We start from the raw sequence: 22,773 nt of genomic DNA, 5'->3' as shown, positions 1-22,773 counted from the left end.
AGGAGGAGATCCCGATGGGATTCTCGAACCCGCGTACACCGTGGTCGAAGCTGGCCCGCCGCCTCGAGGGTAAGGACATCCGGTCTTCCCCGGCGGACAAACAGCCTGCTGGCGAGAACTTCGCAGGAAAACAGCCTGTCGACAAGCACGCCGACGGCTCCGATGCCCCTGCGTTCTCCCGCCTTGACCGCCACCAAGTCTCGGTCGGCCCCGGCGGTTCGGACGGACGCAGCCGCTATCAGGAGTCGGCTGGCGCCGGCAGCGCTCAGGGGCTGAACCGCGGACCGGGACTGCTGCGGAAGCAGGTCGACTGGGCGGAGCTGCATGTGCACTCCCAGTTCAGCTTCCTCGACGGAGCCTCCGACCCCGAAGAGCTCGTCGCCGCCGGCGCCGCCGCCGGGCTGAGCTCCCTGGCGCTGACCGACCACAACGGACTCTACGGTGCCGTCCGCTTCGCCCATGCCGCCGCCGAGGCGGGACTGGACACCGTGTTCGGCTCCGAACTGTCCATCGGGCTGTCCGAGAAGATCCCCGGACAGACCGACCCCGATGCCACCCACCTGCTCGTCCTCGCCCGCAGCGTCGAGGGCTACCACCAGCTCTCTCAGGTCATCACCGAGGCGAACCTGCGTGGTGAGAAGAACCGTCCGCTCTTCGACCTCGAAGAACTCGCGGCAGAGGACGGAGACTGGATGATCCTCACAGGCTGTCGCAAAGGACCGCTGCGACGAGCCTTGGGCAACGATGACGGCGGGCTCAGCGCTCTGCGCGAACTCACCGCACTCTTCGGACCCGACCGGGTCGCCGTCGAACTCAGCCGGGACGGAGCCCCGGATGACGACGAACGGCTGCACCACCTCGGCGATCTGGCCCAGCGGACGGGCCTGCCGATCATCGCCAGCAATGCCGTCCACTTCGCCACCCGGGCCGAGTGGAAGTCGGCTCAGGTGCGCGCCTCGGTGCGGTCGCGGAAGTCCCTGGAGGAACTGGCCGGATGGCTGCCGGCGACGGCGAGCGCACGCATCCACACCGGCCAGGAGATGCTCGCACGCTTCCCGCGGCAGGCTGTGGACAATGCGGTGCGGATCGGTCAGGACTGCTCCTTCGTCCTCTCCTCAGCCCGTCCCGACCTGCCGAAGGCGCCGATGCCCGATGAGACCGAGGGGGAGACGTATCTGCGTGGCCTCATCGCCGAACGCGGCCGCACCCGCTACGGATCCCGAGCAGAGCACCCGCGGGCCTGGGAGCAGCTGGACCGGGAGATGGACATGATCGCCCAACTGGGTTTCTGCGGCTACTTCCTCATCGTCTTCGACATCACCGAATTCTGCCGCAATATGGGCATCTTCTGCCAAGGCCGGGGCTCGGCGGCGAACTCCGCGGTCTGCTACGTCCTCGGCATCACCGCCGTCGACGCCGTCAAACACGGACTGCTCTTCGACCGGTTCCTGTCCCCGGACCGCAAGGGGTACCCGGACATCGACATCGATATCGAATCCGGCCGCCGCGAAGAGGTCATCCAATACGTGTACGACCATTTCGGCCGTGACCGGGCCGCCCAGGTCGCCAATGTCATCACCTACCGTGCGAAATCGGCCATCCGGGACGCCGCCTTCAGCCTCGGCTATGCCCCCGGCCAGCAGGATGCGTTCTCGAAGTCGAGCAACCGGTGGTCGAGCCTGCCCGATGCCGAGGACTCACCGGTGCCCGCACCGGTGCTCAAGGTCGCCGAGGATCTGCTCGGCTCACCACGCCATCTGGGCATCCATTCCGGTGGGATGATCTTGGCCGACCGTGCCATCGGCGAAGTCGTGCCGGTCGAGAGGGCGACGATGGGCCACCGCACCGTCGTTCAATGGGACAAGGACGACTGCGCGGCCATGGATTTGGTCAAGTTCGACCTGCTCGGTCTGGGCATGCTCACCGCCCTGCACGAGATGGTCGGACTCGTCCACCGTCACACCGGGGTCCTCATCGACCGGGCGGAGATCGATGACGACGACGAAGCCGTCTACGAGATGCTCTGCCGTGCCGACGCGATCGGGGTCTTCCAAGTCGAATCCCGCGCCCAGCTGGCCACCCTGCCTCGGCTGCGTCCGAGAACGTTCTACGATCTGGCCGTCCAGGTCGCCCTCATCCGACCGGGGCCGATCCAAGGCGGCTCCGTCCACCCCTATATCCGCAGACGGCAGGGTCTGGATCAGGTCGAATACCTCCACCCGCTGCTCGAGAAGTCCTTGGCCAAGACCTGCGGGGTCCCTCTGTTCCAAGAGCAGCTCATGCAGATGGCCATCGACGTCGGTGGGTTCACCGGGGCCGATGCCGACCGGCTGCGGCAGGCCATGGGCTCCCGCCGGTCGGAGAAGCGGATGGCCGAACTCGCCGAGAAGTTCCGCACCGGAGCGCGTGCGCGCGGAGTCGACGCGGAGACCGCCGAGGCGATCTTTGCCACCATCGCCGCCTTCGCGAACTACGGGTTCCCCGAATCGCATGCCATCAGCTTCGCGAACCTCGTCTATCAGTCCGCCTGGTTCAAATACCATCACCACGCCGCTTTCACCGCCGGACTGCTGCGCAGCCAGCCGATGGGCTTCTACTCCCCGCAGTCGCTCATCGCCGACGCCCGCCGGCACGGGGTGCCGATCCTGCCCGTCGACATCCGCCGCTCCCAAGCGGCCACGGACCTCGAACGGGTCGCAGAGGCGGGGGATGGGGACACCGCCTCAGCGGGGGAGGACAAGGACACGACCGCCTCGGCGGGGGAGCTGGGGATCCGCTTGGGACTGGACACGGTCGCGCATGTCGGCTCCTTCGCCGAGGTGATCGCGAGCGAACGCGAGAACGCGCCGTTCACCTCGGTGGCGGACCTGGCCGAACGCACCGGAGCCGGCAAGCAGGCCCTGGAATCGCTGGCCACGGCCGGGGCTCTGTCCGGATTCGACCTCGACCGACGGCAGGCCCTGTGGCTGGCCGGGGGAGTCGCCGGTGCCCATCCGGGGCTGCTGCCGGGAACGGCGAGCGTGGACTCGGCTCCGAGCCTGCCGGTCATGGATGCCTTCGATACGACCTTGGCCGAGCTGTTCTCCACCGGGATCACCGTCGACGGCTACCCCACGGAGATGATGCGCGAGACGCTTCGCGCCCGCGGATACTCATCGACCGCGGATGCGGCCGCCGCCGCAGACGGAACCCGGATGACGGTGGCCGCGATCGTCACCCATCGGCAGCGCCCGGCCACCGCCTCGGGGATCACCTTCATCAACCTCGAAGACGAATTCGGGATGCTCAACGTCGTAGCCACGGCCGGGCTGATGAAACGCTTCCGCACGGTCGCGACCTCCCGCAACGCCCTCGTCGTCACCGGACTCATCCAGCGCGGGGGAGACGTGGTCAGCCTCTACGCCCACAAACTCATCCCCCTCGAGGTGCAGCTGCCGACGAAGGCGCGGAACTTCCGGTGAATGTCGGCACTGCACACGTGTGGCAACCGCACACGTGTGACACCTGGCCACGTGCGACAAGGGCATCGCCCGTACGCGACGGGATGACAGCACGACGCAGGCATGCCAGATGACAGCTGCACGGCACGGTGTGACGAAACATGACAGACGATGACACCAACATGACACACAGGTGGGTGCCAGCCGGCGAAGTCGATGACAGTAGACACATCACATCGCCTCAACCAGCGACACCGCCACCGCATTCACACAGGAGAGTCACCATGACCCAGGCATTCGAAACCCGCCAGATCCATGCCGGACAGGTCCCCGATCCGACCACCGGTTCGCGCGCCCTGCCCATCCACCAGACCACCTCATTCGTGTTCAACGACGCGAATCATGCCGCAGCGCGCTTTGCGCTGACCGATGTCGGCCCCGTCTACAGCCGCCTGACGAACCCGACGAACGAAGTCGTCGAGAACCGGATCGCCGATCTCGAAGGCGGCGTCCACGCCGTCCTCACCGCCTCGGGCCAGTCCGCGGCCTTCCTCGCGATCACGAACGTCGTTGGAGCCGGCGACCACATCGTCGCGAGCTCCAGCCTCTACGGCGGAACCGTCAACCTCCTCGACGTCACCCTGCGCAAGCTCGGCATCGACACCACCTTCGTCGACGTCGACGACCACGAGGCATGGAAGAACGCGATCCAGGACAACACCAAGATCCTCTTCGGCGAGGTCGTGTCGAACCCGCGCTCAGACATCCTCGACATCGAGGCGATCGCCGGAATCGCCCATGAAGCCGGTGTGCCGCTCATCGTCGACAACACCCTGGCCAGCCCCTACCTCGTGCGTCCGATCGAACACGGAGCCGACGTCGTCCTCCATTCCGCCACGAAGTACCTCGGCGGCCACGGCAACTCCGTTGCCGGAGTCCTCGTCGACAGCGGCAACTTCGACTACGGCGCACAGCCGGAGAAGTTCCCCGGCTTCAACGAACCCGACGCTTCCTACAACGGACTCGTCTTCGCCCGCGACCTCGGCGCCGACGGAGCTTTCGGAGTGAACGTGTCCTTCGGACTCAAGGCTCGCGTGCAGGGACTGCGCGACCTCGGACCCTCGCTCAGCCCGACTAACGCATTCCTGCTGGCCCAGGGCATCGAGACCCTGAGCCTGCGCATCGAACGCCACGTGGAGAACGCGAACAAGGTCGCCGCCTACCTCGAAGCCCACGACCAGGTCGACCGCGTCGCCTACGCCGGACTCGAGTCGAGCCCCTGGAACGGCCTGGCCAAGAAGTACCTGCCGAACGGCGTGGGTTCGGTGCTCGCCTTCGACATCGCCGGCGGATACGACGCCGCTGTGGCCTTCGTCGACGCCCTCGAACTGCACTCGCTGGTGGCGAACATCGGCGACGTCCGCTCGCTCGTCATCCACCCGGCCTCGACCACGCACGCACAGCTGGACGAGGAAGCCCAGGAGGCCGCCGGAGTGAACCCGGCACTGGTCCGCCTGTCCGTGGGCATCGAAGGCGTCGACGACATCATCGACGACCTCGACAAGGGCTTCGCGGCAGCAGCGGCGAAGGCGCAGACCGCGGCCTGAGATGACCACCCAGAGCACTTCCGTCGAACGGATCCTCGGCTTCGGTACGGACTCGGGACACACCTTCGGCACGGTCGAGATCGCCTATGAGACCTTCGGCACCCTCAACGCCGACCGGTCCAATGCGATCCTCATCGAGCATGCTCTGACCGGCGATACCCGCGTCACCGAATGGTGGGCGGGTGTCGTCGGCCCCGGGGAAGCCGTCGACACCGACAAGTACTTCGTGGTGTGTGCGAACTCCCTCGGAGGCTGCTCGGGAACGACCGGGCCGCAGTCGTCCTATGATGACGGCCTGGCCTACGGCTCCCGATTCCCTCGGGTCTCGATCCGCGACATGGCACGGCTGGAGCACAATCTCGCCCAGATCCTCGGCATCGACTCCTGGGCCGCCGTCATCGGCGGATCCATGGGAGGTGCGCGAGCGCTCGAGTTCGCTCTGTTGGATTCCAGGAAGGTCCGCAAATGCGCGGTCATCGCCGCACCGGCCTTCTGCGAAGCCGACCAGATCGCCTGGGCGATGATGCAGGAACGCGCGATCGAACTCGACGCCGATTACTACTCCGGAGACTATTCGGCCGTCGGCAGCTTCCCCAGTCATGGTCTCGGACTGGCCCGGCAGATCGCGCACCTGACGTATCGCAACGATGCCGACCTCAATGAACGCTTCTCCCGTCGGCTGCGTTCGGAGGACTACTACGAAGTGACCTCGTACCTAGACCATCAGGCCAAGAAGCTCACCGCCCGGTTTGATCCGCACAGCTATATCGTGCTCACACGTGCCCTTCGCGACCATGATGTGCGCCGAGGTCGCTCCTCTGACCTCACGGTCGCACTGGCCGACGCCTGCACCGACAACCTCGTGGTCTCCGTGTCCTCGGATCGGCTGTTCCCGCCGGAACAGGTGGGCATCCTCGCCGAGGCGCTGCCCGGGAGAGTGCGACACCACATCATCGACTCCCCGGTCGGCCACGACGGGTTCCTCACCGAGACAGAGAAGATCTCCGCGGTGCTCGCCGACTTCCTCGCCGACTGAGACCGTCGGGGCTGGCTGGCGGCGGGCACCGTCGCCAGCCGGCGACCCGAATCTCCCCAAGCACCAGAAGACCCCCGCAGACCGTTCGCTGCGAAAGTCTTCTGGTGTGCCCGGACCACGGGCCCGCGGTCACCTTGCGGCGGCCTTCGCCTTCTTCTTCGCGGCCTTGAGCAGCTGCTTCTCGTCGACCGGGAAGTCCTGACGAGCCCGGGCCCGACGGTAGTAGTCGGCGGCCTCTGCCTGACGCTCGGCTTCGACGCCGGAGGCGATGGTGGCCCGACGGTGGACATCCGAGTAGCCGAATGCCTCGACGAGGTCGAGCGCATTGGCCGCGAGCTTCTTGCACAGACGGTTCAGCGTCTCGTTGATCTGGCGTGCACGCGACATCGGCAGGCGACCGTACATGAGGTGCCATGCCATATGCGTCTCGATCAGTCCGAGACCGTAGGTGTCACGCAGACGACGGAAGGCCTTGGCCTGATCGGCGTCGGTCTGCTCCTTCATCTTCTCGTCCAGCGCCTTCCACTTCTCGAGCTCGACATAGGCGCGTGCCATCTCGATGAGCTCATGCTGGTGGACGTTGAACAGATCGGCCGCCTGCGCGGCCGGCATCTTCGTCGCAGGCCGCAGCTTCTGAGCGACTCCGGCGACCATGACCTCCAGACGCGTTTCGAGCAGGGTCCGCTGCAGGCGTCCCGACCTGATCCGCTTGTCGCCGAGGTTCGGGGTCAGCGCATCCGAGATCGCCCGTCCCGCATTGGCCAGACCGGTGCGGTAGAGCGTATGTTCGGCGGCCTGGGTGCCGATGAAGCGGGCGGCTCCGCCGACGTCGAGGTTCGCGAATTCCTTGGCATAGTCGCCGAGGAGGCGCTTGGCCACGAGCTGCAGCAGCACCGTATTGTCGCCTTCGAAGGTGACGTAGACGTCGAGGTCGGCGCGCAGCCCCACGAGGCGGTTCTCCGCCATGAATCCGGCACCGCCGCAGGCTTCACGGCATTCCTGGATGACGTCGAGCGCCATCCAGGTCGAGTCGGCCTTGAACGCAGCCGCGCGGGTCTCGAGCAGAGCCCGGTTCTCGTCGGAGTCATCGGCTCCGGCGAAGACCTCTTCGAAGGAGGTCAGCAGCTTCTCGTGCGCGAACGCCGAGGCGTAGACGGCGGCGAGGGCCGGCATGAGGCGACGCTGATGCTGGCCGTAGTCGAGCAGAGTCGTCTCGGCGTATTCATCGCCGGCCGTGAACTGCTTGCGCTCGAGTCCGTAGCGCACGGCGATGTCGAGGGCGATCTTCGATGCGACCACGGAGGCGCCGTCGAGCGAGACCCGGCCCTGGACCAGGGTGCCGAGCATCGTGAAGAAGCGGCGTCCCGGCGATTCGATGGGGGAGGAGTACGTGCCGTCGGCGGTGACGTCTCCATAGCGATTGAGCAGGTTGGTGCGTGGGATCCGCACGGAGTCGAAGGCGAGGCGACCATTGTCGACTCCCTTGAGCCCGCCCTTGTAGCCGTCGTCTTCGATCGAGACTCCCCGCATCGGCTCACCGGCCTCGTCGCGGACGGGCACGAAGAAGGCATGCACCCCGTGCTTGACACCCTCGGTGATGAGCTGAGCGAAGACGACGGCGGCCCGGGCATCGCGGGCGGCGTTGCCGATGTACTCCTTCGTCGCGGCCCGGAAGGGGGTCTCGATGACGAACTCTTCGGTCGCCTCATCGTAGGTGGCGGTGGTCGCCACGTTCGCCACATCGGAGCCGTGCCCGATCTCCGTCATCGCGAACGAACCCAGCAGCCGGCCGGACTGAGCGTCGAGCAGCCATTTCTGATGCTGCTCCTTATTCCCGAGGTGGAGGATCGCGCCGCCGAAGAGTCCGAACTGGACGCCGGCCTTGATCTGGAGGCTGGGGTTTGCGGTCACGGTCTCTTCGAACCCGGCGACGTTCGTGGCGTGTTCGTTCCTTCCGCCCATCTCCGGTGACAGCCCTGTCATCGGCAGTCCGGTCTCGGCCATCATCATGACCCCGTCGACGGTCTTCGCCCGTGCGGTGTCGAGATCATCGGCCGGATCGTCATGGGTCGACGACGCTTCGGCCAGGGTCCGCCCGAGTCGGCGAGCTTCTGCCCAATGTCCGTCGAGGACGTCGTTGATGGCTTTCGGGTCAAGAGACAGCTTCATTGTTCTACTCCTCGTTGTTCGGGCAGGGTTGCCCAGAGCCAATGGGTGATGGTGGTGGCGAATTCCTCGGGCCGGTCCGGTCGGGACAGCCACGTCTCGGTGGCGGCGCGCACGAAACCGATCGCTCCGGCCGACCACAGCCGAGCCTGCTCCCCGCTCAGGCCGAGGCGTTCGGCCAGCTGCCCGGCAACGGAATTGAAGAAACCGCCGGTCTCCTCGGGCGCGAACCGGTTGACCGCGGTGTCGCAGAAGCGATACACGTTCGGAGAATTCGCGGCGAGCGTGACGAATGCGCGGATCATCGCGGCCAGGGACTCCTGCGCCGCGGCTGAGCCCTCGCCCTTCGCCGAGGAGGCCGCGGCCTCGTCGAGAGACCGGACGATGACGCCCATCGCCCATTCGCCCATGGCCGCCTGCAGACCTGCCCGGTCGGTGAAGTATCGGTAGAGCACCGACTTCGACGTTCCGGTCGCGTCCGAGATCTGCTCCATCGACATATCGTCGCCGTACTCCTCGACGACGAGCCGCACGGAACGCAGAAGTTCGCGACGGCGCTCATTGCGATGCTTCTGCCATCTCGTCGAGCGACCGTCTGTGATCGATTTCATGTAACCGACAGTATCAGGTACTGTCGGTATCGGCTAAATCAACCACTCGGAGGTGCACATGTCCGCTCCCAACAACCGCGCCGTCATCCTCGGCGGCAACCGAATTCCCTTCGCCCGCTCGAACAAGCAGTACGCGAAGGCCACGAACCTCGATATGCTCACCTCGGCCATCGACGGGCTCGTTGCCCGCTTCGGACTGGCTGGAGAGAACATCGGCGAGGTCGCCGGAGGTGCAGTCCTCAAGCATTCGAAGGACTTCAACCTCACCCGGGAAGCCGTGCTCGGCTCCGCCCTGGCACCGACGACCCCCGCCTTCGATCTTGGTCAGGCCTGCGCCACCGGCCTCGAAGCCGTGGTCAGCCTCAACAACAAGATCAACGCCGGGCAGATCGAATCCGGAATCGCCTCGGGCGTGGATTCGACGTCCGACGCTCCGATCGTCATCAACGATTCGATGCGCGAGATCCTCCTCGAGCTCACCCGTGCGAAGACGATGGTGCAGAAGGCGAAGATCGCCTCCCAGATCCGCCCCGCCTACCTCGCACCGCAGGCTCCGAGCACGGGCGAACCGCGCACGGGCTTGAGCATGGGCGAGCACCAGGCGATCACCACCGCCGCCTGGGGCATCAGCCGACAGGCCCAGGACGAACTGGCCGTGGCCTCCCACAAAAACCTCGCCGCGGCATGGGAATCCGGCTTCTTCGATGACCTCACCACCCCGTACCTCGGGGTCAGCCGCGATACGAACATGCGTGCCGACTCGACCGTGGAATCCCTGGCGAAGCTCAACCCCGTCTTCGGCAGGAAGCTCGCCGCCGAGGCGACCATGACCGCCGGCAACTCGACTCCGCTGACCGACGGCGCCTCCTCGGTGCTGCTGGGCAGTGAGGACTGGGCCGCCGAACACGGCTTCACCCCGTTGGCGCGCCTCGTCGATGCCGAAGCAGCCGCCGTCGATTTCGTCGACGGCGACGAAGGTCTGCTCATGGCCCCCGCCTACGCAGTTCCGCGGCTGCTGGCCCGCAACGGGCTGACCTTCGACGACTTCGATGTCTTCGAGATCCACGAAGCATTCGCCTCCACTGTGCTCTCGCACCTGGCCGCCTGGGAATCCGAAGAGTTCTGCAAGGACAAGGCCGGACTGGATGCGGCACTGGGCACCATCGACCGCGACAAGCTCAACCCGCTGGGCTCGAGCCTGGCCGCAGGTCACCCCTTCGCCGCCACCGGCGGACGTATCATCGCCACCACCGCCAAGCACCTGAAGACCACCGGCAAGAAGCGCTCCCTGGTCTCGATCTGCGCCGCAGGCGGACAGGGACTCACTGCGATTGTGGAGGCAGCATGAAAGACACCTATCTCTCCCTCGTCAACGGACCGCTGAAGCAGGTGGCCAAAACCCTCGGCCTGCCGCAGCCGGTGGAACTCAACCGCTTCGGCTCCACCCCGGCGTCCTATGAGAACAAGCCGGTCCTCGTCCTCGGCACCGGTTCGGGAGCCCAGGGGCTGGCCGATCAGCTGCTGGAGAACGGACTCGAGGTCCGCCGCAACGCCCAAACCGGGGAGAAGCTGCGGGCCGTCATCGCCGTCCTCGACGACGCGCAGTCCCCAGCCGACCTGTCACCGGTCGTCCTCGAGATCGGCGCCGCCCTGCGTTCACTGGCCGCCTGTGGTCGAGTGATCACCATCTCGACGGCACCGGATGCGCAGAGCCAGACGCCGGAGCAGGCCGCCACCGCCCAGGGCATCACCGGCTTCACCAGGTCGGTCGCCCATGAGATGCGCGCCGGCGCCACCGCCAACGGGATCCTGCTCGACGGAGTCGACCTCACCGCACCCTCGGTGGCAGCGGCCCTGTGGTTCCTGCTCTCCGGCAAATCCGCCTATGTCTCCGGCCAGTTCCTCACGGTGTCTTCGGACGCCGGTCAGCGGCTGAGCCTAGACGAATTCATGTCCACCGGTGCCGCCGGCCCGCTGGCCGGACGCACCGCCGTGGTCACCGGTGCCGCACGCGGAATCGGAGCCGCGATCGCCGAGAATCTCGCCCGCGACGGCGCCTACGTCGTCGGCGTCGACATGCCGCAGGCCGGTCAGGCGCTGGCGCAGGTGATGAACCGGATCGGCGGCAAGTCGCTGCAGCTCGACATCACCGCAGCCGATGCCCCGGACAAGATCACCGAGGCGCTCGGAGCACCCGTGGACATCCTCGTCCACAACGCCGGCATCACCCGCGACAAGATGCTGGCGAACATGGACGCGGCCAGATGGGATTCTGTCATCGCCGTCAACATCGCCGCGCAGACGATGATCAATGCGCGCCTGTCGGAGAAGGGACTCTTCGCCGACGGCGCCCAGGTCGTCTCCCTGGCCTCGACCTCGGGAATCGCGGGCAATCGCGGACAGACGAACTATGCGACCTCGAAGGCCGGAGTCATCGGACTCACGGCCGCCTCGGCGGAGGACTTCGCCGCCCGCGGGGGAGCGATCAATGCGGTGGCACCCGGCTTCATCGAAACGGATATGACCGCGAAGATGCCGACCCTCACACGCCAGGTCGCGCGCCGGCTCTCGAGCCTGCAGCAGGGCGGGCAGCCGGTCGATGTGGCCGAAGCCATCGGCTTCCTCGCATCCAGCGGTGCCCGCGGCATCAACGGACAGACGCTGCGCGTGTGCGGTCAGAACATGGTGGGTGCATGATGGCGGATTCGATGCTTCCCATCTATGCCCGTGCACTGCTCAAGACCCTGCCGGTGGGCCCGCGCACCGGTCCGGAGCTGCCGGATCATGCGATCGATCGCAGCATTCCGCTCGAACCGGTCGCCTATGCGGGATTCGCCCACGTCGTCGGCCACGGTCTGGACGATATCGTCCACCCCGGCTACCTGCACATCCTCGGCTTCCCGCTGAGCATGCAGCTGCTGGCCGACCCCGAAGTGCCGCTGCCGATGATGGGGATGGTCCACATCCACAATCGCGTCGATATGCATTCGCAGGCCCGCCTCGGCGAGGTCGTGGACTTCCACCTCGAGCTCGCCGGTCCCTTCGAGCACACGAAGGGCACCACGATCGAGGTTCGGCTCGAGGCGAAGGTCGACGGTCGTCCCGTGATGGTCGAGGTTTCAACGTACCTGGCCAAGGGGCGGAAGCTCTCCGGAGCCAAGCCGAAGGCACAGGTGCCGCACCTCGAGTTCACGGCGCCGCAGCCCAGTGCCCTGTGGCGTCTGGATCCGATCATCGGTCAGCGCTATGCGAAGGTCTCCGGTGACTACAACCCGATTCACCTCAACGGTCTGGCCGCGAAGGGATTCGGATTTCCGCGGCAGATCGCCCATGGGATGTACAGCGCCTCCCGGGCGTTCTCGGCGATGGATCCGCGGCTCGAGTCCTACCGCTGGGATGTGTCCTTCGCGAAGCCGATCCTGCTGCCCGGCACGGTCGGCTATGCGCTGACCGAAGGGCGTCGTCACGAGGCTGCGCAGTCGGCCGTCTTCGACCTGAAGAACGGCAAACCGCACGTCCTCTCGCGGGTGGCACACCTCGACTGATGGTCTGATAAGTGCAGTGCGTCACAAAAGCCGATTTCGATTTTGCGACACCGTTTCGCGCATGTAGAGTTATCTCTGTTGCCAGCGCGAGTGGCGGAATTGGTAGACGCGCTAGCTTGAGGTGCTAGTGCCCAACTTATCGGGCGTGGGGGTTCAAGTCCCCCTTCGCGCACAACGAGGGGATGGCCTCCGGATTGCGATCCGGAGGCCGTTTTCGTATTCGGCAGTCGGAGACAGGCTCGCGGGTGGGATACGGTGGTGACTGTCAGGCCGATCACAGCACCGCCGCGTGATCGAACCACCATCGAGGGGAGTCTCCGTGTTTGATTTCAGCGCCGCAGAGGACGAAGTCACCGAACTGTGCCGTCAGCTCATCCGCATCGACACCCAGAACTGGGGCGGGAACAAAGCCAACCCGGAGCTGCCGGCCGCCGAACTCATCGCGTCCTGGCTTGCCGAGGTGGACCTGAAGTCCGAGATCGTCGAATCCTCACCGGGCCGGGCCAACCTCGTGGCCCGTGTGAAGGGCTCCGATCCCGAGGCGCCGGCCCTCGTCGTCCACGGCCACACCGACGTCGTTCCGGCGGCCGCGGAGGACTGGAGCGTCGACCCCTTCGGAGGAGTCGTCAAGGACGGTCTGCTGTGGGGCCGCGGAGCGGTGGACATGAAGGACATGGACGCGATGATCGTCGCGTCCGTCCGCGCCATGCTCCGCCAGGGACTCACTCCGCGTCGGGACCTCGTGATCGCGTTCTTCGCCGACGAGGAGGCCGGAGGAAACTACGGTGCCCGCCATATGGTGCGCAACCGTCCCGAGCTGTTCTCCGGGGCCACCGAGGCGATCTCCGAAGTCGGCGGCTACTCCGTCGACGTCCGCGGGCAGCGTGTCTACCTCATCCAGACCGCCGAGAAGGGATTGGCCTGGCTCAACCTCGTCGCCCACGGCACCGCCGGGCACGGATCTCAGCGCAACGACGACAATCCCGTCACGCGGCTCGCCGCCGCGATCACCCGGATCGGCAACCACCCGTGGCCGCAGGAGATCCCTCTGGCCACACGGAAACTGCTCGAAGGCGTCTCGGAGCTCACGGGAATCGAGTTCACGGCAGAGACGATCCCGCAGCTGCTCGCCGAACTGGGTTCGGTCGAGAAGTTCGTGGCACCGACGCTGCAGAACACCTCCAACCCGTCATTCCTCGAAGCCGGATACAAACACAACGTCATTCCCGGCAGCGCAACAGCCTACGTCGACTGCCGCACTCTGCCGGGACAGCATGAGGACGTCATGCTCAAGATCAAGGAACTCGCGGGGGAGGGGATCGACATCACCGCCGAGGATGAAGGCGAGGCGCTCGAGTCACCGTTCGACACTCCGTTGGTCGCGCAGATGCAGAAGAGCCTGCTCGCCGACGACCCGAGCGCGAACGTCCTGCCCTACACGCTTTCCGGAGGCACGGACAACAAGTCGATGGCCGAGCTCGGCATCACCGGCTACGGCTTCGCTCCGCTCCAGCTCACCGGCGACCTCGACTTCCCGGCGATGTTCCACGGCGTCGACGAGAGGGTGCCGATCTCGGCGCTCAAGTTCGGGACGCGGGTCCTCGGCGACTTCCTGATGAAGGCCTGACCGCTGCTGAAGGCCCGACCGGCACCGGCAGAATCGTCACGACGATACCGATGAGCACTCCGATGGCGCTGAGCACCGTGGTCAGCGTGACATCGGAGCCGGGGATCGGCAGCAGCACATCGAGGGCCAATGCCCCGGCGAGGTTGCCGAAGAGCGCGAACAGGCTGAGCAGCAGCACGCCCAGCCTGGCTACGGTGACCGTCGTCAGGGCGATGAAGACAGACCGTTCGCTCGTCCCTGGAGCGACATGGCCGCTCCCGCAGTGATCGTGACGAGGCCGGCAGTGAGAACAGGAACGAGGGAAGGCGACCTCACACCATCAGCTGCTCATCGTCAACGGCATGATCTTCCGGCGCAGCCACACGGTGCGGACTCCGCCGGCGGAGATGCGGGTGCGGGCGAGCTCCCATTGGCCGTATTCCGCCTGGTCGTTGAGTTCCTGCAGGCTGACCGACCGCGGCACATCGCGAGAGAACGAGACCTTGCGGAATTCGTATGTCATACGTGGACGCTGACGTTTCATAGCCTCACCCTAGACGATCTGGGCTAATCTTGAGGGTATGCCCGTCATCATTCTGCTGCGGCACGGCCTCTCCAGCGCCAACGTCTCCGGAATCCTGGCCGGACGCGCCCCCGGCGTGTCCCTCACCGATGAGGGAATCCGGGCGCTGCGGGCCAATCTCGAACTGCTGCCGCACCGACACTTCACCCAGCTGCTGCATTCGCCCCTGCAGCGCTGCGCACAGACCGCATCGATCGCAGCTGAGGCAGCTGACTTCGATCGCATCGACGTCGACGAGGCCGTCATCGAGCTCGACTACGGCGAATGGACTGGCCGGCCACTCAAGGAACTGGGCGAGGAGCCCCTGTGGGCGACCGTAGTGAAGTCGGCGTCGCAGGCCAGGTTCCCCGGAGGGGAATCCATCACCGAGGCGGCCGAACGTTCCACAGCCCGCGTCCGTGATCTCGTGGCCCAGCTGCGTGAGGACGAACGTGCCGATGCCGAATCCCGGGCCGATGCAGAACCCACGGACGGTACCGAGAAATCGACGCCGCCTCGGTGGGCGATGATCGTCTCCCACGGAGACATCATCAAGGCGATCATCGCCGACGCCCTGGGGATGCCGCTGGATGACTTCCAACGGCTGAGCGTCGCTCCCGGGTCGTTCACGGTCATCGACTTCTCCGGTGACAGGCCGGTGCTCGCGGCGATGTCGGTGACCGCTGCCGGACTCGCCCAATCGGCCGCCGTCGGCGGCGGCGGAATGCGCTGATCCCGGCACTCAGGAGCGAATGCCGGGATCAGATGATGCTGGAGGGTCGGATGTCAGCCCGAAATGAAATGCGCGGGCTCAGACTGCTGCGAGGACTCCGGTGCCGAGCAGGATGTAGAGGACGATGCCCAGGGCCACGCGGTACCAGACGAAGATGGCGAAGGACTTCGTCTCCACGTACTTGAGGAACCAGTGGATGACGACGAGGCCGAGAGCGAACGAAATCACCGTGGCGAGGATCGTCGGTCCCCAGCCGAGAACCATGGCTTCACTGCGACCGAGCGTCTGCGCCACACCGTAGAGGCCGGAGCCGACGACGGCGGGAATGGCGAGCAGGAACGAGTAGCGAGCCGCTGCCGGGCGATCGAAGCCCATGAAACGGCCGGCCATGATCGTGCCGCCCGAGCGTGACACGCCGGGAATGACGGCGAGCGCCTGTGCGAAGCCGAACAGGATGCCCTGACCCCAGTTCATGTCCTCGAGGGTGCGTTCGCGTTTCCCGGCCCAGTCGGCGATGCCGATGATGAGACCGAAGACGATGAGCATCGTCGCGGTGATCCACAGGCTGCGCAGAGCACCCTCGATGTAATCCTGAAAGAGCAGGCCGATGATGACGATGGGAATCGAACCCACGATGATGAGCCAGCCCAGACGCACCTCGGGGTCCTTGCGATCGTGCTTGCCGACGAGTGCCTTGCACCATTTCGAGATGATCGTGATGATGTCGCGCCAGAAGTAGACGACGACGGCCGCCTCGGTGCCGATCTGGATGATGGCGGTGAAGAACGCGCCCGGATCCGAACCGGGCAGCATGAGTTCGCCGACGATGCGCACATGCGCAGAGGAGGAGATCGGGAGGAACTCGGTGAGTGCCTGCACGATTCCGAGCACGGCAGCGACCAGCCAGTCGTACATACGACTCCTTGAGAATATGAGGTGGGAACGAAACCACGGTAGTCGCAGCATCGGGTAACCTCAAGAAGCATGAAGCACCAACGCCTCGGCACTACCGGTCTGGTCGTCAGCGATGTGGGTCTCGGGACCTTCGAGTGGGGGCATCGGGTCGATGACCAGGTCGCCCAGCGCCTCGTCGATGGGTACAAAGACGCAGGTGGCAACCTCATCGAGCTGCCCAGCTCGGCTACGATCTCCGCCGAGGTGCTCGGACGGCTGAGACTTCCCGAAGAGATTCTGCTGCTGGCCCGGGTGGGCGTGTCCATCAGTGAACCCGGCCACATCGAGACCGGACTCGGGCGCTCGAGAATCCTCAGCCAAGTCGATTCCCTGCTGCGCACAGTCGGTCGCGACCACCTCGACGTGCTCGTCCTCGACGTCTTCGATGCCGAGGTCGACCGTGCCGAGACAGCCTCGGCGGTCGAGACACTGCTGACGCTTGGAAAGATCCGCTACGTGGGCGTGTCCCACCACACCGGTTGGCAGCTGGCGGAGATGCGCGGTGCCGGGATTCCGGTTGCCTGTGCCGTCGCCGAATACTCGCTGCTCAACCGCGAGGCCGAGGCAGAGCTTGTCCCGGCCGCCGACTATGCGGGCGTCTCCCTCATCGCCGGAGCCGGGCTGGGTAGAGGTGTGCTCACCGACAAATACCGGAATGCGACTCCGCAGGATTCGCGCCTGGCGGGGGAGCTGAGCGATTACGCCGGTGCCTATCTCGATGAGCGGTCGAACCGGGTGCTCGCCGGCGTCCGTCGTGCCGCGACCGCTCTGGGCGTATCGACATTGGACATCGCCTTGGCCTTCAACCGCCAGCACGGTATCGCAAGCACCTTGGTCTCGCCTCGCACCCCGGCGCAGCTGGCCGAGGTCACCGGCAGCGAGGTCGACTTGGCCGATGAGATCGCCGAGGTGCTCGACCAGATCTCCTGGGGTCCGTCGGACTAGAACTGCAGGCCCGACCCTCTGCGAATCTCTCAGTCGTCCTCGTCGTCATCGTCGAGGAGGAACTCGTCATCGTCCTTGGCATCCTCGACATCATCGAAGAGTTCGAATGGGGTGACTTCGTCGAACGCGGTGTAGATCGCGTCTTCGTAGATTTCGAAGGCATCGGCCAAAGCCATATAAGCGGCTTCGACTCGGGGGTCTTGGTCACCGTTGCGGTGCGCGGATGCAGCGTAGTGCTCTCTCACTGCTTCGAGGAATGCGTCCAGGGCCTCACGAGGATCAGTGCTCATGACTCAAATGTATCCCAGGCCGGACCGACATGTAAGTCTTTGAACTAGGCTGAAGACATGGCAGCTCTGTACGACCACCCCACACCCGATCGTTTCGTCGTCGGCACAATCGGACTTCCCGGCGAGAGGACGTTCCTCCTCCAGGCGAAGTCCGGCAACGCGCTGACGACCGTGGTCGTCGAGAAGGAGCAGGTCGAAATCCTCTCCGACCGGATCACCGAACTGCTCGACATGGTGATGATCAAGGATCCGGCCGCGCGGGTGCCGCAGACGGCGCTCGACGTTCTCATCGACAACGCCGGGCTCAACGTCCCCATCGAACCGGAGTTCCGCGTCGGCACGATGAGCCTGGGGTGGGACACCGTCAAGCACGAACTCGTCATCGAATGCTTCGAACTCACCGAGGCGGACGCCCAGGCCGGAACCTCCGCCGACCCCGATGACGACGAGGTCGAACGCGAAGTCCTGCGCATCGTCCTCGACGCAGCCGCCGCCCGAGAATTCGCCCGCCGCGGAGAACAGGTCGTCAGCGCCGGACGCGGAGACTGCCCGTTCTGCTCCCTCCCGCTCGAACCCGACGGCCACCTGTGCCCCCGTGCCAACGGGATCCCGCGCGCCTGATCAATGATGGACCACGGGATTCTCCTCGACGCGCTGGCTGCGGGGGAGTGGACGGAGATGGGATCGATCCCTCGTGCCAGCAACGACACCCGACTGCTCGTGCTCGAACACGAAGGCCGGGCGATCAAGGCCGTCTACAAGCCCATCTCGGGCGAACGGCCCCTGCACGACTTCCCGGCACAGACACTGGCTCTGCGCGAGGTGGCGGCGTATCGACTCTCCGCCGCACTCGACCTGGGGGTCGTTCCGCCGACGGTTCTGCGCGATGATCTGCCCGCCGGCCGCGGATCCCTGCAGGCCTATGTCGAAGCCTCCGACGATGACGAAGCGGTGACGCTGTCGACGGTCAACGCGATCCCTGTCGATCACACACCGATCTTCGCTCTGCGCACAGAGGACGGACGTGACCTCGTACTCTCCCATTCCGTCGACGAGGGACTGCGTTCCATCGCCTTCTTCGATCTCCTGGCGAACAACGCCGACCGCAAAGCAGGTCATGTCATCACCGGCAGCTGTCTGCCTACCACGGCCGCGGCCCACATCGGCGTCTTCGGCATCGACAACGGACTGACCTTCCACAATGAGGAGAAGCTGCGCACCGTTCTGTGGGGTTTCTCTCACACCTCGTTCTGCGCCGAAGAGATCGATGCGCTTCAGGAAGTCGCCGCCATGGACGAGAGGCTGCGGACGCAGCTGAGCGACTGCCTGTCAGCCGACGAGATCGAGGCTCTGAAGGACCGGGGCGACCGGCTTCTCGCCGCCGAGTTCTTCCCCGACGCACCGGACGATCGCACCGTCATTCCCTGGCCGCCGATATGAAACCGGCATCACTTCGCCTCGGAAGTGCCGAACGCCTGCCTCTCGGTTAGGCTGGGTGCCGTGAAGTCATGGCCCGAACCTCAATTGCCCCGTCTGACCAGCACCGGCAAGGTGCCTACGGTTTTTGATACGAGCACACGCAGCCCGCGCAGGCTGCGCGGATCTAAGCAGACCGCTCGACTCTACGTCTGCGGCATCACCCCCTACGATGCGACCCACCTCGGGCACGCATCCACCTATGTGGCCTTCGACCTGCTCAACCGGATCTGGCGCGATGCGGGACTCGAAGTCGAGTACGCACAGAACACCACTGACGTCGACGATCCGCTGCTGGAGAGGGCCGATGCCACGGGAGTCGACTGGCGCGAACTCGCCTCGTCGCAGATCGATCTGTTCCGAGAGGATATGGAAGCCCTGCGGGTGATCCCGCCGGCGAACTTCATCGGCGTCGTCGAATCCGTCGACGATATCGCCGCCGGCGTCCGCGATCTCGTGGACAAGGGGGCCGCCTACACTCTCGACAGCGGTGACGTCTACTACCGTGTGTCGACGCAGATCACCCCGCCGTTCGGCACGGTCAGCCATGACGACGCCGAGACCATGGCAGCGCTCTCGGCCGAACGCGGCGGTGACCCCGAGACTCCGGGCAAGAAGAACCCCATCGATCCGCTGCTGTGGCGGGCCGAACGCGAAGGCGAACCCTCCTGGGACGGAGGCACACTGGGCCGGGGTCGACCGGGATGGCACGTCGAATGCACTGTCATCGCCGATCGGTATCTCGGCTTCCCCGTCGACGTGCAGGGAGGCGGCAGCGACCTCATCTTCCCGCACCATGAGATGAGCGCCGCCCATGCTGCTGCCTGGCGGGACACACCGATGGCGAAGACCTATATGCACACCGGAATGGTGGGTCTCGACGGCGAGAAGATGAGCAAGTCCAAGGGCAACCTCGTCCTCGTCTCGAAGCTGCGCGAGCGCGGAGTCGATCCCATGGCCATCCGCACCGTGATCCTGTCCAACCACTACCGCAGCGACTGGAGCTTCACCGAGGAGCAGCTGTCCATCGCCGAAGCACGCCTGCAGGCATGGAAGCACGCGGCCAAATGCGAATCAGAATGTCGCCAGGGTCTGCGTGAGCACATCATCGGGCTGCTGCGCGAAGCACTCACCGATGACCTCGACAGCCCGCGGGCTCTGGGGATCCTCGACGAATGGGCCGAACACTATGCGGACTCCGATCCTTCGGAGACAGCAGCCATCACCGGCGACCGAGTCGCCGACGCCGTCGACGCCCTCCTCGGCATCCGCCTGCTCGACTGACATCGCTCGTCCGATGTCGACCGGCGTTCACCGCCTGAGCGCCGGGAGTCGGTGATTCACTTATCGCGGCCGCGTTTGCGCAGATAGCGTTCGAACTCGGCCGCGATGGCATCTCCGCTGGCTTCGGGAAGCTCCGTCGAATCGTTCTGCTTCTCCAGTGCTTGGACGAGTTCTGCCAGCCGCGGGTTGAAGGAGACGAGTTCATCGGCGCCGAGCTCCCATGCCCGGCTCTCCTCTTCGAGCACGTGGATATCGATTTCGATGCCGGCATAGCGTTCTACCGCCTTCGCCAACGCGAGTTCGGCTTTCGGCGACGGCGACTCGGCCAGATAGTCCGGCACTCCCACCCACAGGTTCATGGCGCGGACCCCGCGCCACCGGCAGGCGACGCCGAGGAGACCGAGAATGCCGATGGGACCCTCATAGCCGTTGGCGTCGATGCCGAGCTCGGACGCAAGCTCTGCGTCCTCCGTATTGGCCACCACCGGCAGCGGACGCGTATGCGGAACTTCGGCATGGAGACCGCCGAGGAGGATGACGGTATCGTCGTCGCCGACGTGAGCGAGGACGAGGGAGAGGAACTCCCGCCATTTCAGCCCCGGTTCGTGACCGTGGATGACCGTGATCGGCTGCTCGCCGAGGAGACCCCGATGGACCGCGACACCCGGCCAGGCGATCGACGCCGTCCCGTCCTCGTCGCGGATGATCTCGGGTTCGGAGAAGCGGAATTCGTAGAACCCATCGGTGTCGAGGATCTCGGAGTCGTCCAGGTGCCAGACCTCGATGAGATCCTTGACCAGTGAGCTCGCCGCTTCGGAAGCATCGGCATCCTGACCTTCGAAGGCGATGAAGACGAGTGCCCCGGACCCGGATGGAAGAATACTCATGGTTCCAGACTACGCTGGGCGTATGACGAACCATGCATCAGCCGACCCTGCCGCCGTCCTGTGGGACATGGACGGAACCCTCGTCGACACCGAGCCGTATTGGATCCGCGCCGAGACCGAGCTCATGAACGCCCATGGGCTTTCCTGGTCCGAAGAGCAGGGGCTCGAATTCGTCGGCAACGAGCTCATCGTCTCCGCTCGAATGATGCGTGAGGCCGGCCTCGACGTTCCCGCCGAGGAGATCGTCGAGACCCTGATGGACAACGTCATCGGACAGATCCGAGAATCCGTGCCCTTCCGCCCCGGTGCGCTGGAGCTGCTGGCCGAACTCAAGACCGAAGGCATCCCGAACGTCATGGTCACGATGTCGTACCGGCCGCTGGCCGAGGCGGTCATCGCCAATTGTCCGCCCGACAGCTTCGCCGGTCTCGTCGCCGGCGATGAGGTGACCGCCGGCAAACCGGATCCGGAGCCCTATCTGCGGGGTGCTGCGCTGCTCGACCTCGACCCGGCCGACTGTGTGGCACTGGAGGATTCTAAGCCGGGTCTGGCCAGCGCCGAGGCGGCCGGCACCATTGCAATCGGAATCCCGCATTTCATCGACCTCGAACCGCGTCCGGGGCGGATCCTGTGGAACAGTCTCGAAGGCCGCAGCGTCGCCGATCTGCGACGCCTCCGTGCGCAGCAGAGCGCCTGAGCTCTACGCTCCCACGATCTTCGTGATCTCCGGAGTCGGGGGAGCGGCGTTGCCCCACGCCGGGCACAGCGGCTTGAACGTGCACCAATTGCACAGCGGTGACTTCTTCGGCCGCCAACGGTCCGACTCGGCCGAGGCGATGATGTCCTTCCAGATGGCATCGATCTCGAACTGGGTCTGTTCGACCTCCGCCATCGTCGGATGAGACTTCAGCACGCTGCGCGAACCCAGGTACATCAGCTGCAGGGTGTGGACGAGCTCGCCCGAGAGCCGGTAGACGACGAGAGCGTAGAAGCCCATCTGGAACTTGGCTTCTCGTCCGTACTGAGGCTTCGGCTGCTTGCCCGTCTTGTAGTCGACGAGGCGCCGCTCCCCACCCGGGGCGACGTCGACGCGGTCGATGAACCCGCGCAGCTCGAGACCGTTGTCCAATGTGGTGCGGACGAACTTCTCCGTCTCCTCCGGTTCGAGATGCTCGGGATACTCGAGTACGAAGTAGGAATCGATGAGCCGACGTGCCGATGTGAAGAACGTCTCCTTCTCCGATTCGCCTTCGAAGATCTCGAGCACATCCGGGTCCTTCTCGACGAGCTCCTCCCACGCAGGCATCAGCATCGTCTGTGCGAGCTCCGCCGTGCGCTCGGCCGGCGGCGCGATGAACAGCTTCTCGAGCACCGAATGGACCACAGTGCCGCGGAACGCCGCCTGAGAAGGCGGCTCCGGCAGCTTGTCGATGCTGCGGAAGCGGAACTTCAGAGGACATTGGATGAAGTCATTGGCCCGGGAGGGCGACAGACTGGTGAGCTCGGCCATAACTCCACTGTAACGACCTGCACGGACACGACGTGGCGACCAGCGGTGAGTGCGTCGTCGCTGTTAGGCTGAGTAACCGACCCTCAGTGGTCCGCTGACCACGACATCGACCGGAGGAACC

The 22,773-nt window shown here is 65.5% G+C and carries 21 protein-coding genes and 1 tRNA gene; 14 read left to right on the top strand and 8 right to left on the bottom strand.

From position 1 onward, the window contains the following. The first annotated feature begins 14 nt into the window (after positions 1-14). From HK353_RS03340 to metX, 3 genes are all read left to right on the top strand, one after another. Positions 15-3,461, top strand: a complete 3,447-nt coding sequence (locus tag HK353_RS03340) for an error-prone DNA polymerase (RefSeq protein WP_173152315.1) — start codon at positions 15-17, stop codon at positions 3,459-3,461. Between the two features lie 263 nt (positions 3,462-3,724). Beyond that, the gene (locus tag HK353_RS03335) at positions 3,725-5,047 is read left to right on the top strand and encodes an O-acetylhomoserine aminocarboxypropyltransferase/cysteine synthase family protein (RefSeq protein ID WP_173152312.1); all 1,323 of its coding nucleotides are present in this window, start codon (positions 3,725-3,727) and stop codon (positions 5,045-5,047) included. Between the two features lies 1 nt (position 5,048). Next, on the top strand, positions 5,049-6,083 hold the full coding sequence (gene metX / locus HK353_RS03330) for a homoserine O-acetyltransferase MetX (RefSeq protein ID WP_173152309.1): 1,035 nt from the start codon (positions 5,049-5,051) through the stop codon (positions 6,081-6,083). 129 nt (positions 6,084-6,212) lie between these two features. On the opposite strand, the gene HK353_RS03325 is transcribed toward metX, so the two are convergent. Together HK353_RS03325 and HK353_RS03320 are read right to left on the bottom strand one after the other, a co-directional pair. Then, the gene (locus HK353_RS03325; protein WP_173152306.1) at positions 6,213-8,252 is read right to left on the bottom strand and encodes an acyl-CoA dehydrogenase family protein; all 2,040 of its coding nucleotides are present in this window, start codon (positions 8,250-8,252) and stop codon (positions 6,213-6,215) included. Beyond that, on the bottom strand, positions 8,249-8,860 hold the full coding sequence (locus HK353_RS03320) for a TetR/AcrR family transcriptional regulator (RefSeq protein ID WP_173152303.1): 612 nt from the start codon (positions 8,858-8,860) through the stop codon (positions 8,249-8,251). The genes HK353_RS03325 and HK353_RS03320 overlap by 4 nt, the downstream gene beginning before the upstream one ends. A gap of 58 nt (positions 8,861-8,918) precedes the next feature. Between HK353_RS03320 and HK353_RS03315 the strand changes: the two genes are divergently transcribed. From HK353_RS03315 to HK353_RS03295, 5 genes are all read left to right on the top strand, one after another. Next, entirely contained in the window at positions 8,919-10,208 is a 1,290-nt protein-coding gene (locus tag HK353_RS03315) for an acetyl-CoA C-acetyltransferase (protein ID WP_173152300.1), read from the top strand. Continuing rightward, positions 10,205-11,557, top strand: a complete 1,353-nt coding sequence (locus tag HK353_RS03310; protein WP_173152297.1) for a 3-oxoacyl-ACP reductase — start codon at positions 10,205-10,207, stop codon at positions 11,555-11,557. Before HK353_RS03315 ends, HK353_RS03310 begins: the two co-directional genes overlap by 4 nt. Positions 11,558-11,568: 11 nt before the next feature. Then, positions 11,569-12,405 (top strand): MaoC family dehydratase, encoded by an 837-nt coding sequence (locus tag HK353_RS03305; RefSeq protein ID WP_245395759.1) that lies wholly within the window; start codon positions 11,569-11,571, stop codon positions 12,403-12,405. 84 nt (positions 12,406-12,489) lie between these two features. After that, positions 12,490-12,577 (top strand) — tRNA-Leu (locus HK353_RS03300). A gap of 147 nt (positions 12,578-12,724) precedes the next feature. After that, positions 12,725-14,032 carry a M20/M25/M40 family metallo-hydrolase gene (locus tag HK353_RS03295; RefSeq protein ID WP_173152292.1) on the top strand — a complete coding sequence of 436 codons (1,308 nt, stop codon included), beginning with the start codon at positions 12,725-12,727 and terminating at the stop codon, positions 14,030-14,032. Here the strand turns inward: HK353_RS03295 and HK353_RS03290 are convergent. Then, positions 13,986-14,210 carry a hypothetical protein gene (locus tag HK353_RS03290; RefSeq protein WP_245395758.1) on the bottom strand — a complete coding sequence of 75 codons (225 nt, stop codon included), beginning with the start codon at positions 14,208-14,210 and terminating at the stop codon, positions 13,986-13,988. The two genes, HK353_RS03295 and HK353_RS03290, sit on opposite strands and share 47 nt — an antisense overlap. Before the next feature lie 141 nt (positions 14,211-14,351). Then, positions 14,352-14,534 (bottom strand): DUF5703 family protein, encoded by a 183-nt coding sequence (locus HK353_RS03285; RefSeq protein WP_173152290.1) that lies wholly within the window; start codon positions 14,532-14,534, stop codon positions 14,352-14,354. Between the two features lie 58 nt (positions 14,535-14,592). On the opposite strand from HK353_RS03285, the gene HK353_RS03280 reads away from it, so the two are divergent. After that, positions 14,593-15,306, top strand: a complete 714-nt coding sequence (locus HK353_RS03280; protein ID WP_173152287.1) for a histidine phosphatase family protein — start codon at positions 14,593-14,595, stop codon at positions 15,304-15,306. Between the two features lie 78 nt (positions 15,307-15,384). Here the strand turns inward: HK353_RS03280 and HK353_RS03275 are convergent, their stop codons facing one another. Then, positions 15,385-16,221, bottom strand: a complete 837-nt coding sequence (locus HK353_RS03275; RefSeq protein ID WP_173152284.1) for an undecaprenyl-diphosphate phosphatase — start codon at positions 16,219-16,221, stop codon at positions 15,385-15,387. A gap of 69 nt (positions 16,222-16,290) precedes the next feature. Here HK353_RS03275 and HK353_RS03270 point away from each other — a divergent pair, with 69 nt between their 5' ends. Continuing rightward, a complete protein-coding gene (locus HK353_RS03270; protein WP_173152281.1) occupies positions 16,291-17,205 on the top strand; it encodes an aldo/keto reductase in 915 nt (304 codons plus the stop codon). Between the two features lie 29 nt (positions 17,206-17,234). Here the strand turns inward: HK353_RS03270 and HK353_RS03265 are convergent, their stop codons facing one another. Then, a complete protein-coding gene (locus HK353_RS03265) occupies positions 17,235-17,495 on the bottom strand; it encodes a hypothetical protein (protein WP_025778383.1) in 261 nt (86 codons plus the stop codon). A 57-nt stretch (positions 17,496-17,552) separates the two neighbouring features. Here HK353_RS03265 and HK353_RS03260 point away from each other — a divergent pair, with 57 nt between their 5' ends. The 3 genes from HK353_RS03260 to mshC are packed head-to-tail and all read left to right on the top strand — an operon-like array spanning position 17,553 to position 20,255. Then, on the top strand, positions 17,553-18,116 hold the full coding sequence (locus tag HK353_RS03260; protein ID WP_173152278.1) for a DUF3090 family protein: 564 nt from the start codon (positions 17,553-17,555) through the stop codon (positions 18,114-18,116). Between the two features lie 6 nt (positions 18,117-18,122). Beyond that, positions 18,123-18,935, top strand: a complete 813-nt coding sequence (locus HK353_RS03255; RefSeq protein WP_173152276.1) for an SCO1664 family protein — start codon at positions 18,123-18,125, stop codon at positions 18,933-18,935. Positions 18,936-18,995: 60 nt separating this feature from the next. Next, a complete protein-coding gene (gene mshC, locus HK353_RS03250) occupies positions 18,996-20,255 on the top strand; it encodes a cysteine--1-D-myo-inosityl 2-amino-2-deoxy-alpha-D-glucopyranoside ligase (RefSeq protein ID WP_173152274.1) in 1,260 nt (419 codons plus the stop codon). A gap of 56 nt (positions 20,256-20,311) precedes the next feature. Here mshC and HK353_RS03245 read toward each other — a convergent pair whose 3' ends face one another. Continuing rightward, positions 20,312-21,142 carry a proteasome assembly chaperone family protein gene (locus HK353_RS03245; protein ID WP_173152272.1) on the bottom strand — a complete coding sequence of 277 codons (831 nt, stop codon included), beginning with the start codon at positions 21,140-21,142 and terminating at the stop codon, positions 20,312-20,314. A 22-nt stretch (positions 21,143-21,164) separates the two neighbouring features. On the opposite strand from HK353_RS03245, the gene HK353_RS03240 reads away from it, so the two are divergent. Next, on the top strand, positions 21,165-21,839 hold the full coding sequence (locus tag HK353_RS03240; protein ID WP_173152270.1) for an HAD family hydrolase: 675 nt from the start codon (positions 21,165-21,167) through the stop codon (positions 21,837-21,839). Between the two features lie 3 nt (positions 21,840-21,842). Here HK353_RS03240 and HK353_RS03235 read toward each other — a convergent pair whose 3' ends face one another. Next, the gene (locus HK353_RS03235; RefSeq protein WP_173152268.1) at positions 21,843-22,652 is read right to left on the bottom strand and encodes a RecB family exonuclease; all 810 of its coding nucleotides are present in this window, start codon (positions 22,650-22,652) and stop codon (positions 21,843-21,845) included. Positions 22,653-22,773: the final 121 nt, after the last annotated feature.

It is taken from the genome of Brevibacterium permense, from assembly GCF_013280495.1.
Lineage (GTDB): Bacteria > Actinomycetota > Actinomycetes > Actinomycetales > Brevibacteriaceae > Brevibacterium > Brevibacterium permense.
The sequence above is the reverse complement of the archived record's forward strand: the minus strand, read 5'-3'. Positions and strand labels throughout refer to the sequence as shown.